Source organism: Cellulomonas dongxiuzhuiae, from assembly GCF_018623035.1.
GTDB lineage: Bacteria > Actinomycetota > Actinomycetes > Actinomycetales > Cellulomonadaceae > Cellulomonas > Cellulomonas dongxiuzhuiae.
Genome location: NZ_CP076023.1, coordinates 3625598 through 3639414 on the forward strand (window position 1 = coordinate 3625598; position 13817 = coordinate 3639414).

Sequence of the window (13817 nt, forward strand, 5' to 3'; positions counted from 1 at the left end):
GTCGGACGAATCAAAGTCATCGGTCCATCGGCTGCCCGACGCTGCGACATGAGACGTGGGTGCTGCGGGGCATGTCACACCCCGGCGGCTGACCGGGGTCATCCCTGCGGCGTATGCCACCGGCCCACACAGATGCGCCCTGCGGGCGTCCCCGTGGCGCAGCGCTCTCCGTACGTTCGAACCACACCCGAACGAGGAGGACGCATGATCGAGGCCATCGGTCTGACCAAGAGGTACGGCGACAAGACGGTCGTCGACCACATGGACTTCACGGTCCAGCCGGGCAGGGTCACGGGCTTCCTGGGCCCCAACGGCGCCGGCAAGTCCACGACCATGCGCATGATCGTGGGACTCGACCGCCCCACCGCGGGCAGCGTCACCGTCAACGGCAAGCCGTACGCGCAGCACCGCGCGCCGCTGGGCGAGGTCGGCGTGCTGCTCGAGGCCAAGGCCGTGCACCCCGGACGCTCCGCCCGCGAGCACCTGGTGGCCCAGGCCGCCACCCACGGCGTCGGCCGGCGGCGCGTCGAGGAGGTCATCGAGCTGACGGGCCTGGGGCCCGCCGCCCGCAAGCGTGCGGGGAAGTTCTCCCTCGGCATGGGCCAGCGGCTCGGCGTCGCCGTGGCCCTGCTGGGCGACCCGCACACGCTGATCCTCGACGAGCCCGTCAACGGCCTGGATCCCGAGGGTGTCCTGTGGGTCCGCACCCTGCTGCGCGGCCTGGCCGCCGAGGGCCGCACCGTCTTCCTGTCCTCGCACCTCATGTCGGAGATGGCGCTGACGGCCGACCACCTGATCGTCATCGGGCGCGGCAGGGTCGTCGCCGACGCCCCCGTCGCGGACGTCATCGCGCTCGCCGGTGCCCCGGCCGTGCGCGTGCGCACCCCTGACGCCCGCCGCCTCGCCGCGCTGCTCGCCCGCGAGCCCGGCGTCGAGCTCGCGTCCACCGAGTCCGACGTCCTCGAGGTCACCGGCAGCACCACCGAGCACGTCGCGCAGGTCGCGGCCGCCGCCGGCGTCCCGCTGCACGAGCTGACGCTCCTGCAGGTCTCGCTGGAGGACGCGTACCTGCAGCTCACCGGCGACTCGGTCGAGTACCGCTCGACCGCCGCCGCCGACGCCACCACCCGTCCCGTCGCAGGAGCCCACCGATGACCGCCGCCCTCCCCTCCACGTCCCTGCCCGCCGCCGGCACGCGTCCCCGGACCGTCGTGCAGCCCGTGACCTTCGGCCGCCTCGTCGCCGCCGAGTGGGTCAAGATCCGGTCCCTGCGCTCGACGTGGTGGGCGCTGGCATCGACGCTCGCGCTCTTCGTGCTGCTCGCGGCGATCCGGACCGCAGACATGGCGAGCATCGCCGACCACATGCCCGAGCGCTTCCTCGTCATGCCCGTGTACGCCACGTCCGGCGTCGTCATCGCGCAGTTCGTGCTGTGCGGGCTCGCCGTCGTCGTCATCACCGGGGAGTACCGCAGCGGGCAGATCCGCGCCACGCTCACCGCCGCCCCCACGCGGCTGCCGGCGCTGTGGGCCAAGCTCGCCGTGGTCGTCGGTGTCGTGCTCGTCACCGGGACGGTCGGCACCCTCCTGGGCTGGGCGACGTCCGCGGTCTGGTTCGACGAGGTCGGCAAGAGCATCGACATCACCGACCCGGAGCACGCGCGGCTCCTGCTGGGCGTCCCGCTGTACCTCGCCGCCATGACGGCCCTCGCGTTCGGGATCGGCGCGGCCATCCGCAGCACCGCCGGCGGCATCACGGCGATGTTCAGCCTCGTGTTCATCATCGAGCCCGCGTTCTCGTACATCCCGTTCAAGCCGCTGCAGGAGCTCGCCATGTACCTGCCCACCGCGGCAGGGTCCCGGCTGGTCACGTCGGACACCGTCGGATCCTTCATCTCCGGCTCGCAGTCCACGACGCTCGGGCCGTGGGCCGGGTTCGGCGTGCTGCTCGCGTGGGTCGCCGTCACGCTCGTCGTCGCCGCCGTGCTGCTGCGGCGCCGGGACGCCTGAACCTCCGAGCGACTGGGAGGATGCGCAGGTGACCGACACCCTGCACCGCGGCGGACGGGCCGAGACGCCCGCCCGCCGCGGGCCCGTACCGGACACGTCGGCGGCCGGCCGGGCCGCGGAGCTGCTCTCGGGCCTGCGCGGCGGCCCCGCCCCCGCCTGGCTGCGGGTGCTGGCCACGACGGGCCTGGTCACGGCGTTCGTCCTGTGGGGCCTGCTGTTCGGCGTGGGCGCCGAGTCGATGTACCTCCTCAGCGACTACGTCGGGGAGGACCAGTCGTTCGTGATGGCGGCCTCGTCCGTCACCCTGACGGCCGTCGGCGTGCCCCTGCTGCTCGTCCGTCACCGGCGGCCCGTGCTCGTCGCGGGGGTGATCGGCGCGCTCGCCGCCCTCGTGCTCCTGGTCGCCGGTGCGGGCAACGGGTACGAGCTGGCGGTCGCGGCCGCCCTGTACGCCGTCGCCGCCGCGCGGTCGCCGCGCACGACGTGGGTCGTCGCAGCGGCCGTCACCATCCCCCTGCTCGCCCTCGCGCGCTTCGCGCCGCGCGTGGGGCTCGTCGGGGGCCTCGCCATGGGAGACCGACCCGACGAGGCCGACTCCATCGTGCGGGTGCGCCTGCCCGGCGTGCTCGGCGAGGCGCTGCCCCCGTCGTGGCTGGCCACCGCGGCGCCGTTCGTCGTGCTCGCGCTGCTCGGGGTCGCGTTCGGCGTCGCCGCGCGGGACGCGCGCCTGCGTGCCGCCGAAGCCCTCAAGGCCACCGCCGCGCGCGCCGCGGAGGAGGAGCAGCGCGCCCGCGTCACGCAGGCCGACGAGCGCGCCCGCGTCGCCCGCGAGATGCACGACGTCATCGCCCACTCCATCACCGTGATGATCGCGCTCGGCGGCGGGGCCGCCGCGGCCCTCGACAAGTCCCCCGAGCAGGCGCGTCGTGCCCTCGACGAGCTCGTCGACACCGGACGCGTCGCGTTGGAGGACGTGCGGCGGATCCTCGGGGTCCTGCACTCCCCCGACCCCACCACGCCTGGCACGGCCGCGGGGGGCCCGCACGGCACCGACGACGACGGCGACGTGCCGATGGCGCCGGCGCCCGGCGTCGAGGACCTCGACCGCCTGGTCGAGCGGTTCCGCACCGCCGGCCTGCCCGTGCGCACCGCCGGTCTCGCGGCGGCCGGGCTCGACGGCCTGGACGCCACGGTGCAGCTCGCGGTGTTCCGCATCGTGCAGGAGTCGCTCACCAACACGCTGCGCCATGCGCCCGGCACGGCGTCCGTCGACGTCGCCGTGCGGCGGCTGGCCGACGCGGTCGAGGTCGTCGTCGCCGACCGCGGCCCCGGTCACGGCGCCGACCCCGTCGCACGCACCTCCGGGTCGGGACGCGGTGTCGCCGGCATGACCGGACGCGTCGCGGCGTTCGGCGGCACGCTCGAGGCCGGTCCGTACCGGGGCGGGTGGCGCGTGCGCGCCCTCCTGCCGCAGCCCGGCGGGGCGCCCGGTGCACCGCAGGTCGGTGACGCACCGTCCGACGACACGGCGGTGACCGTGACCACCGCACCTGCCACGAACGAGGGAGAAGCATGATCCGCGTCCTGCTGGTCGATGACCAGGCGCTCATCCGCATGGGTTTCCGGCTGCTGATCGACAGCACCGACGACCTCGAGGTCGTCGGTGAGGCGCAGGACGGGCAGGCCGCGGTCGAGCAGGTCGCGGCGCTGCACCCCGACGTCGTGCTCATGGACGTGCGCATGCCCGGCGTCAACGGCATCGACGCGACCGCCCGCATCGTCGAGACGCACCCCGACACGCGCGTCCTGGTGCTCACGACGTTCGACCTCGACGAGTACGCGTTCGCGGCGCTGCGCGCCGGGGCCAGCGGGTTCCTGCTCAAGGACGCCGCCCCGGCCGAGCTCGCGACGGCCGTGCGCACCGTGGCGTCGGGCGAGGCCGTCGTGTCCGCGCGCATCACGCGCCGCATGCTCGAGCTGTTCGCGGACCACCTGCCCGCGGGCGCCGACGTCGCGACGTCCGACGGCCCGCACCCCCGCCTCGCCCACCTCACGCCGCGTGAGCTCGAGGTGCTGCGCGAGGTCGCCGAGGGCCTGTCCAACGCCGAGATCGCGGGGCGGCTGTTCCTGTCCGAGGCGACCGTGAAGACGCACGTCGGACGCATCCTGGCCAAGCTGGGGGTGCGCGACCGCGTGCAGGCGGTCGTGGTCGCGTACGAGACGGGTCTGGTCCGCGCGGGCGGGTGAGGGGCGTCCGCCCGCCGTCCCCGGCACGCGTCTCGCAGGCGAGTGAGGGAGGATCTGTCGGACGAGCGAGATCCCCGGCGCGTCGCGCCCACCTCAACACGACCGTCCGACCTGCCGATCGGTGACCTCATGAGCCTGCCTCCCGACGACCTGCCGCGCTCCCCCTCGGGACGCGTGCCGCGGTGGGTCGCCGACGAGGCCGCGGGCCGGCCGCCCGAGGGCGCGGCACCGGGCGCGTGGGGCGGCTACGCCCCCGCCGAGCCCGCGCCGCCGGCTCCGCGACGACGCAGCCTGGTGACCCGCCTGGCGGTCGTCGCCGTGCTGGGGGTCCTCGCGTGGTGGCTGGCCACCGCGGTGCTGCCGGGCCTGCTGCGCAGTGCCGACGCCCCGTTCCTCGACGGCGTCGTCGCGGGCCGCGTCCCCGAGCCGACCGAGGAGGTCGCCGCGCTGGCGGGCGAGATGTTCCTCACCGACGAGGGCCGCGACCTGCTCTACATGGCGGAGCCCGAGCTCCTCGGCGCCGAGGAGTTCGCGGGGCGCTGCGACCGCGGCGAGTCCGGCGCGACCGGCGCGGCGGGCGGTGCCGTCGGCTGCTACCACAGCACCGCCGGCGGCATCGAGACCGGCGGCCGCATCGTCATCTACACGCCCGCCGACCCGCGGCTGCGCGGGTTCGTCGTCGAGACGGCGGCGCACGAGCTGCTGCACGCCGCCTGGAACGAGCTCACGGACGACGAGCAGACCGCCGCCACGACGGCGCTCGCGACGGCCCTCGACGGCATCGACCCGGCCGACGACATCCACACGCAGATCTCCGGGTCCGTGGGCACGCTGCCCGCCAACCGGCCGACCGAGCTGTTCGCGTACATCGGCACGCAGGTCTGGCAGCCCGGCGGCCTGGACCCCGCGCTCGAGGCCGTCTACGCGCGGTTCATCGCGAACCGCGAGGCGCTGGTCGCTGTGCACACCGCGTTCCAGACGCAGATCGACACGATGACCGCCGAGGTCACGGCCGCCCAGCAGGCCCTCGCGCAGCGCCAGTACGACCAGTCGGCCGGCACCGCGCAGCTCCAGGCCGACATCGCGAACCTCGCGCAGTACCGCGGCACCATCGAGCAGGAGGAGGCACGGCTCGCCGCCCTGCCCGAGTCCGAGCGTGCCCGCTCCCTGCTCTCGTGGACGTGGCGCGACGGCACCGCGCTGCCCGAGGCGCCCGCCGCCGAGCTCCTCGCCGACGCCCGCGCCCTGCTGGCCCGCGACGAGGCGGAGATCGCCGCGCGCGGCGCCGCGCTGCAGGCCACCGCCGCGGAGGTCGCCGCGGAGCAGACGCGCGTCGACACGATGCGCACCGAGCTCGAGGCGCTGTTCGCGCAGCTCAACCCGGGCTGACGCGGGCCGGCGCCCACCGCGCCGCACCGACGTCACACTCTGCCGCGGCACCCGCCGCGCGTCCGCGTCGGACCGCGTCGCTACAGTGCGGGAGCGTCCCGGTGGCGCCGCTCCCGGACGGAGCGGTGCGTCGACGTGGAGACGACGAGGGCGCGCGCGCCCGACGGCCGAGAGGACGCCTGTGAACGACGAGGACCACCACGGCGACGTCACGACCCGGATCACCGCGCCACCCGTCCTCAGCTACGCGATGGCCCACAGCCGCATCGGCGTCATCGACGAGATCACCGTGACGCCCGTCGCGGCCGACACCCGCGGCGCGTCGCTCGAGGTCGACGTCGTGTGCGCGACGGGGTCGCTCGGCGGCCCGAAGGTGCACCTGCTCGACCTCGCCGCCGGCCGGCCCACGACGCTGCGCGACGTCGACCTCGTGCTCGACCCGGCGCGCATGCTCGCGGTCGACGAGCAGCAGCCGGGCCGGATCCGCACGGTGCTGCGCGACGCCGCGGGCACCGTGCTCGGCACGGGGTCCGCCGACGTGCAGGTCCTCGCGTCCCACCAGTGGGTCGCCCGGCCCCCGCAGCTCGCGCTGGAGATGCTCGCCGCCCACGTCCAGCCGAACGCGGCCGCGATCGCCCCGCTGCTCGTCGAGGCGTCGGACCTGCTGCGCGCGTCCACGGGGCGCTCCGCGCTCGACGGCTACCAGTCGGAGGACCCCGAGCGCGTCGACGCGATCGCGGCCGCGGTCTACGACGCCGTGCGGGCGCGCGACGTGCGGTACGCCGAGCCGCCCGCGTCGTGGGGCGACGTCGGCCAGAAGGTCCGCACGCCCGCCGAGGTCCTCGAGGGGCGCCTCGGCACGTGCCTCGACACGACCGTCACGTACGCGGCGGCGCTCGAGCAGGCGGGCATCAACGCGACGCTCTGGCTCCTCGCGGGGCACGCGGTCGTCGGGTACTGGCGGCAGGAGACGACGCTCGGCGTGGTCGCGACGTCCGACGTCGCGGACGTCGTCAACCTCGTGGACCTCGGCCTCATCGGCCTGGTCGAGACGACCGCGCTCGCAGGCGGCGTCGAGTCGAAGCCGTTCGAGGTCGCGCGCCGGGCGGGCAAGAACCGCCTCGCAGGCGACCTGACGCAGGTCGTCGGCGTGACCGACGTGCGGCAGGCGCGGCTCGCGGGGATCTACCCGCTGCCCAGCCGGTCGGTGGACGCCGACGGGCAGGTCGTCGTGCACACGTACACGGCCGGCGCCGGCCCCACCATCGCGGCGTACCGCGGCACCCCGTCGCCGCGCGGCGACGAGGACCGGCGCGAGGTGCCCGCGCGCGTCGGCCGGTGGAAGAACTCCCTGCTCGACCTGAGCCTGCGCAACCGGCTCATCCACTACACCGACCGGTCCGGCTTCCGCCTCGAGGTGCCCGATCAGGCGCTCGCGCGCCTCGAGGACCAGATCAGCGCGAACGTCGCGATCACGCTCGTCGCGTCCGACGTCGTCGCGGAGGTCGACGCGGCGCGCGGCACCCGGTTCGGCCGGGACCTGCCCGAGGACACCCGCGAGATCCTGCTCGCCGACAAGCGCGCCGCGTACGTCGACATCACGAGCGCCGCGTACACGGGCAAGCTGCGGTACCTGACGTACAAGGCGAAGACGATCGTCGAGGAGACGGGGTCGAACAACCTGTTCCTCGCGTTCGGCATGCTGCGCTGGCGGTTCAACGACCGCGACCTGCGCTCGCCGCTGGTCCTCGTGCCGGTGCAGCTGTCGACCACGAGCCGCGGGCAGACCTACCGCATCCGGCTCGACGAGGCGGGCGTCTCGACCCCGAACTACTGCCTGCTGGAGAAGCTGCGCGTCGCGTTCGGGCTGGAGATCCCCGGGCTCGCGGAGCCGGGCGAGGACTCCTCGGGCATCGACCTCGCGGCGGCCTTCGAGGCCGTGCGGCTGGCGATCGCCCAGGCGGGGCTGCCGTTCCGCGTCGAGGAGACGGTCGACCTCGCGATCCTGCAGTTCGCGAAGTTCCCGCTGTGGCGGGACCTCGACCGGCACTGGGAGACGTTGACGCGCAACCCCCTGGTGCACCACCTCGTACACACACCGCTCGACGCGTTCACGGACCCCGCTCCCCCGCCGCAGGACGTCGACCTCGACGCGCTCGGCGCCGCGGTGCCCGTGCCGGCCGACAGCTCGCAGCTCGAGGCCGTCGCGGACGCCGTCGCGGGCCGCACGTTCGTGCTCGAGGGCCCGCCGGGGACGGGGAAGTCGCAGACGATCACCAACCTGCTGGCGCGCTCGCTCGCCGAGGGGCGGCGCGTGCTGTTCGTCGCCGAGAAGCGCGCGGCGCTCGACGTCGTCAAGAAGCGGCTGGAGGCCGTGGGCCTGGCCCACCTGTCGCTCGACCTGCACGACAAGGGCGCGCGCCCGGCCGCCGTGCGGGCGCAGCTGCGCGCGGCGCTCGAGCTGCACGCCGCGCCGGACGTCGACGCGCTGCGGGCGGGCTCGGAGACCGCCGCGGCCGCACGCCGGCGCCTCGCCGCGTACGCGGCCCGGGTGCACGAGCAGAACGGCGCCGGGCACTCGCTGTACTCGGCGCGCAGCTTCGACCTCGCGTCGGACCAGGCGATCACCCCGCTCGACGTGCCCGCCGCGCTCGTCGCGACGGCCACGCCGCAGCAGCTCGCGGAGATCCGGGACGTCCTGCGCGACCTGCCCGAGCACGCCGACCTCGCGCGGCCCCGCCCGCGGCACCCGTGGCGCTTCGTCGACGTCCGCCCCGGCACCGCGTTCGACGTGCCGACCGCGCACGCCGCGGCGCAGCGCCTGGACGCCGCGATCGGCGCCGCGCAGGACGAGGGCCTGGACCTGGCCCGGCTCGGCCGGCTGCGGTCGGTGGACGACGCGACCACGTGGGCGCGGCTCGCCGTCGCACCGCGGTACCCGCTCACGATGGTCGACGCCCGGCACGACCCGGCCTGGCGCCCGCACCTGCAGCGGCTGCGCGCCGCCGCGGACGCGCTCGCGGCCGGGACGGGTGCGTGGCGGCAGGTCGTCGGGCCGGACGTCATGCTGCGGGACGTCGCGGCGATCCACGCGGCGGCGCTGGCGGCGGACGTGTCGGGGTTCTTCCGGCGTCGCGGGCGGCGGCGCGCGGTGCTCGCCCAGCTCGCGGACGTGCTCGTCGTGGAGCCGCGGGAGGTGCCGCTCACGACGATCTCGACGCTCACCGCCGAGCTGGCGGCGACGTACGCGCAAGTCAGCGAGCTGCGTGCGCTGGTGCAGGAGGCGACGCTGCCGTTCGCCGCCGACGGCTGGAACCCCGGCGACCCGAAGGCGGCCGCGTGGATGCGCGACGAGGTCGACCGCCTGGTGTGGCTGGGTGAGGTGCTCGAGGCGGACGGCTCGGCGCTGGCGGACGACCTGCGGACGTTCTACGCGGGCACCGCGAGCGGGGACGCGTCCGGCCCGCTGACCGAGCTCGCGGAGAGCTGGTCGGGGTTCTCGGCCGCGGTGGCCACGGACCGGGAGGCGCTGGACCGGTGGTGCGGTGACGACGGGTTCCTCACCGCGTGGTGGGCGACGCGGGGCGAGCGCCGGCTGGAGTGGGCGGCGTCGCTCGAGCGGTGGGTCGGGCTCGTGCAGCACGTCGAGCCGCTGCGCCGGCACGGCATGGACGTCGCGCGTCGCGGCATCCTCGACGGGCGCGTCGTCCCCGACGACGCCGTGCCCGCCTTCGACCGCGGGGCCGCGCGCGCGTCCCTCGTCGAGCGCGCGGACGCGACCGCGCTCGGGGACTTCGACGTCACGGCGCACAACCGCACGATCGAGCGCTTCACGCACGCGACGCGCGCGGTGCGGGCCGAGCTGCCGCAGGCGATCCCCGAGCAGGTGCTGGCGATGCGGCGGTTCGACGTCACGTCCGGCGCCGGGCAGATCGGCGGGCTGGTCCGCCAGCTCAAGCGCGAGCGCGGCGGCATGACGGTGCGCGCGCTCATGGAGCACTACGGCGAGCTGATCACGCAGATCATGCCGTGCACGCTCATGAGCCCGGAGTCCGTCGCGCGGTTCTTCCCCGCCCGCGCGGGCCTGTTCGACGTCGTCGTGTTCGACGAGGCGTCGCAGATCCGCGTCGCCGACGCGATCGGGGCGATGGGCCGGGCGTCGTCCGTGGTCGTCGTCGGGGACAGCAAGCAGATGCCGCCCACGCAGGTCGCCGAGACGAACGTGCGCGCCGAGGACGACGAGGACGTCGCGGTCGAGACCGTGGTCGACGAGGAGTCGATCCTCTCCGAGTGCGTGCAGTCGCGGGTGCCGAGCAGGTGGCTGTCGTGGCACTACCGCAGCCAGGACGAGTCGCTCATCGCGTTCAGCAACCGGCTGTACTACGAGGACCGCCTGTCGTCGTTCCCCGCGCCGCTGCCGAGCGACACCCGGCAGCACCCCGCCGGGTACGGGATCTCGCTGGTGCGCGTCGACGGGAAGTTCGAGCGGTCCGGCAAGGGCACGGCGCTGCGGACCAACCCCGTCGAGGCCGACGCGATCGTCGCCGACGTGCGTGCCCGCTTCGCGGCGTCCCCGAGGCGCGCGCCGTCGCTCGGGATCATCACGTTCAACGCCCCGCAGCGCGACCTCATCGACAACCTGCTGCGCGACAGCGGCGACGACCGCATCGTCGCCGCGCTGGACGACGCGGACGGGCTGTTCGTCAAGAACCTCGAGAACGTCCAGGGTGACGAGCGCGACTGCATCCTGTTCTCCGTCGCGTTCAGCGCGAACGACCGGGGTGTCGTGCCGCTGAACTTCGGGCCGCTGTCCAAGCCCGGTGGCGAGCGGCGGCTCAACGTCGCCGTGACGCGCGCGCGGCGGCAGGTGGTGCTGTACGCGAGCTTCGCGCCCGAGGCGCTGCGCGCCGAGGAGTCGACGCAGGTGGGGACCAAGCACCTGCGCGCCTACCTCGATCTCGCGGCCCACGGGGTCGAGGTCGGGGTGGGGGGCGGCCGGCGACGCAGCATCGTCGACCACCACCGCGACGACCTGGCCGCCGAGCTGCGGCGTGCCGGGTACGCCGTGCGGACCGACGTGGGGCTCTCGGACTTCCGCGTCGACGTGTCGATCGCGACCGCCGACGACCCCGACCGGCCGCTGGTCGCCGTGCTGCTCGACGGTCCGACGTGGCACGCGCGGCGGACGGTCGCCGACCGCGACGGGCTGCCGGTGGAGGTGCTGCAGGGGCTGATGCGCTGGCCCGGGGTGGAGCGGGTGTGGCTGCCGGAGTGGGTGCAGCAGCGGCAGGCGACGCTGCTGCGGCTGATGGAGGCGGTGGAGCGGGCGCGGGAGGCGACGCGCGGGGTGGTGGTCGACTCGCTGCCGGCTGGGGAGCTTGAGGTCCCCGCGCTGCGGGTCGAGGTGGACGGGGACGTCCTCGAGGGCGACGGGGACGAGGTCGAGGTCGTCACGGGGTCGGTGGGTGTCGTGACGGGGTCGGTGGGTGTCGTCGCGGCGGGCGAGGCGCATGTCGGCGCGCGGGCGTCCGTCCTCGACCGGGCGCCGGTGCGGCGGCACCCCGCGGTGCGGGACCACGAGGAGTGGGCGCCGGGGGTGCTCGGCAAGGTCTCGACGCTCGACCGGCTCCCTGCCGAGCGGGCCGCGGCTGAAGTGCGTGCCGCGATCGTCGACGCGATCACCGTCGAGGGCCCGGTCCACCCCGACCGCCTCGCGAAGATCGTCGCGGGCGCCTACGGGCTCGGTCGCGTCGGTGAGGAGCGCAAGGCGTCGATCAGACGGCTCGTGCCGCCGGAGAACCGGCCGGCGGACGACGACTTCTACTGGCCCGCGGGGGTGGAGCCGCGGACGTGGTTCGAGGTGCGGTCTGCCGTGGACGGCGAGAGCCGGCCGGTGGACGAGGTGTCGCTCGTGGAGATCGCCAACGCCCTGCGCGTCGCCGCCGAGGAGACGGGGGGTGCGTCGGCGGACGAGCTGAAGCGTCGGGCGCTGCAGATGTTCGGAGGGAAGCGGGTCACCGAGGCGATCGGGAAGCGGCTGGACGCGGGGCTGGCGGTGGGGCTGGAGTGGGGACGGGTGCGGGTGCGGGGGGTGGGGGTGTACGTCAGCGGGGGGTGAGGCCGCCCCCATCGCTCCGTGCAGAGACGTCGACGCCGGATGGTTGGCCCAGCAACGCTCGGCATCCGCATCATCGACAAGTGAGCAACATAGGAGTGCCCTCCATGCGAACAGCGGCACCCGAGCAGATCACCGCGTTGCTCCTCGCGTTCGAGAGAGCCCGGTGGCCTGCGAGCAAGGACGTCGCCAGCGCACTGGCGGGCGAGCTCGGATGGTCGGTGGGATCCGACCTGCCGAACGGTGTGCACTACGTGACCGCCCTGGCGACGAACGACAGGCGGGCCAACGTCCTCATCGAACCGGACGGCGCAGGCGGCGGGACGTTCGTAGACCTGACCGTCCAGGTCCGACCGCGTCGCCTACGCGCCCGCCGACCTCGATCAGGCCTACCGGTCCGTCGGCTCGACGGTCGACGACAGGCTCGGCACGCCGGTCCGCACCGACGGCTGAACCAATCGCCGTACCGTGTGGGATCTCGCCATCTGGGGGCGGATCGCCGTGCAGCGCCTCAACGCGGGCGCGTCGCTCGTCCTTCTCTCGCAGCAGGTCGCGGACCTCGAGCGGGAGGAGGACCGGCTCGCGGTCGACCCGGACCGTGTGCCCGGGACGGGGCACGAGGGGCTCTGATCGTTGCTGCGGTGCTGCGGCGACCGCGCGCAGGCCACCGGGGTAAACAGCCGGGACAGGCTCGTCGCACGGGCAGCGGCCTGGTGAGCTCGGCCCTTGGAGCGCGAGCGGCAGGTCGAGACGTCGAGCACGCCGACCGCCTGGAGCTGCTTGGGTCGCCGGACGCCACGGCGCGCGAGCGGGAGCTCCCGCGGTACCGCTGCAACGACTGCAGGGCGGAGCTCGACGAACCGGTCCTGACGGACATGGCGGCGACCCGGGACTCCGCCGTCCACGGCTCGTCGTGGCGCACGCTGGACCCGCCGATGTCTGGCGCCACGGCACCGCCTGTCGGCGTCAGCCTCGGCCCGGCACCGCCGAGCCCGCCAGCGCCACGAGCATGGCGACCTGCACCCGCCCCACCACGCCGCACCCGGTACACCGCACGTCAGACCGGGGAGGACGTCGACATGCCAGGAGCGTAGATCGGACGCCGCCCTCCTACGTCCACCGGCCGGCCGGCCGGCCGTCACGAGCCGGGTGTCGTCCGACCGGCCAACCGAATCGAGCCGATCGGTCGACCCGGCGGAGGCGCGCGCCGTCGAAGGATCGGACCACACCCAGGCACCGACCACAGGAGCAGCGATGAGCCACCCCGCCCCCACCGATCCGTCCGGCGCCACGCCCCCGGCCACGACGCCCGCACCGAAGCGTTCGTGGTTCGCCCGCCACAAGGTCCTCACCACCATCGGCGCGGTCGTCCTCGTGGTGATCGTCGGCGGCGCGCTCGGCGGTGGCGACGACGACACGGCCAGCTCCGCATCCCCGGCCAGCGCCACGGCGACCGACGCAGGGGCCGTCTGTTCCGCCGCCGACGAGGCTGCTGCCGGCGAGGCGACCGCACCGGATCCCGCAGCCGCCGGCATCGGGACCCCCGTGCGTGACGGCAAGTTCGAGTTCACCGTGACGGCGATCGAGCCCGGTGTCGCCCGCATCGGCGATGACCTGTTCGGCAAGGACGCGCAGGGCCAGTTCACCCTGGCCGACGTCACCGTCACGAATATCGGCGACGAGGCCCAGTATCTCGACGGGTCGAGCCAGAAGCTCGTCCACGGGCAGGGTCGAAAGCACTCGGCCGACACGTCCGCGGCCATCTACCTGGGCGACGCCGAGTCGTTCCTCGACCAGATCAACCCCGGCAACAGCGTGCAGGGAACGGTCGTGTTCGACCTGCCGGCCGACGCCGCGCCCGCGAGCCTGGAGCTGCACGACTCGATGCTCTCCGGCGGGGTGACCGTCACCGTCGGCTGAGTGGTCGGCGGTCGGTGACGGCGCGCCCGGGGCAGGGGGCCGGGCGTGTCGGCCGGCGTAGGCGGCGTGGTAGGCGCCCGGGCAAACTACGGTTCGCGGCCGATCGGCTCGACCCCGAACTGGTCCCTGTGCTCGTC

Annotated in this window: 8 protein-coding genes and 1 pseudogene; all 9 read left to right on the forward strand. The window is 74.7% G+C overall.

Annotated elements, in window-relative coordinates:
- Window positions 1-204: 204 nt before the first annotated feature.
- The 9 genes and pseudogenes from KKR89_RS16395 to KKR89_RS16430 all read left to right on the forward strand — a co-directional run bounded on the left by KKR89_RS16395 (window position 205) and on the right by KKR89_RS16430 (window position 13680).
- Entirely contained in the window at window positions 205-1155 is a 951-nt protein-coding gene (locus KKR89_RS16395; protein ID WP_214765557.1) for an ABC transporter ATP-binding protein, read from the forward strand.
- Window positions 1152-2009, forward strand: a complete 858-nt coding sequence (locus KKR89_RS16400; protein ID WP_214765560.1) for an ABC transporter permease subunit — start codon at window positions 1152-1154, stop codon at window positions 2007-2009. Before KKR89_RS16395 ends, KKR89_RS16400 begins: the two co-directional genes overlap by 4 nt.
- Window positions 2010-2037: 28 nt before the next feature.
- Window positions 2038-3585, forward strand: a complete 1548-nt coding sequence (locus KKR89_RS16405; protein ID WP_214765563.1) for a sensor histidine kinase — start codon at window positions 2038-2040, stop codon at window positions 3583-3585.
- Window positions 3582-4256 (forward strand): response regulator, encoded by a 675-nt coding sequence (locus KKR89_RS16410; protein ID WP_214765566.1) that lies wholly within the window; start codon window positions 3582-3584, stop codon window positions 4254-4256. Before KKR89_RS16405 ends, KKR89_RS16410 begins: the two co-directional genes overlap by 4 nt.
- Window positions 4257-4385: 129 nt before the next feature.
- Window positions 4386-5645, forward strand: coding sequence for a hypothetical protein (locus KKR89_RS16415; RefSeq protein ID WP_214765569.1), 1260 nt, complete (start codon window positions 4386-4388; stop codon window positions 5643-5645).
- 181 nt (window positions 5646-5826) lie between these two features.
- Window positions 5827-11763, forward strand: a complete 5937-nt coding sequence (locus tag KKR89_RS16420) for a DUF3320 domain-containing protein (RefSeq protein ID WP_214765572.1) — start codon at window positions 5827-5829, stop codon at window positions 11761-11763.
- Between the two features lie 104 nt (window positions 11764-11867).
- Window positions 11868-12092 (forward strand): annotated as a pseudogene (locus KKR89_RS18650) (DUF6301 family protein); the annotation flags it as partial.
- A 136-nt stretch (window positions 12093-12228) separates the two neighbouring features.
- Window positions 12229-12390, forward strand: a complete 162-nt coding sequence (locus tag KKR89_RS16425) for a hypothetical protein (RefSeq protein WP_214765575.1) — start codon at window positions 12229-12231, stop codon at window positions 12388-12390.
- A gap of 624 nt (window positions 12391-13014) precedes the next feature.
- Window positions 13015-13680, forward strand: coding sequence for a DUF4352 domain-containing protein (locus KKR89_RS16430; RefSeq protein WP_214765578.1), 666 nt, complete (start codon window positions 13015-13017; stop codon window positions 13678-13680).
- Window positions 13681-13817: the final 137 nt, after the last annotated feature.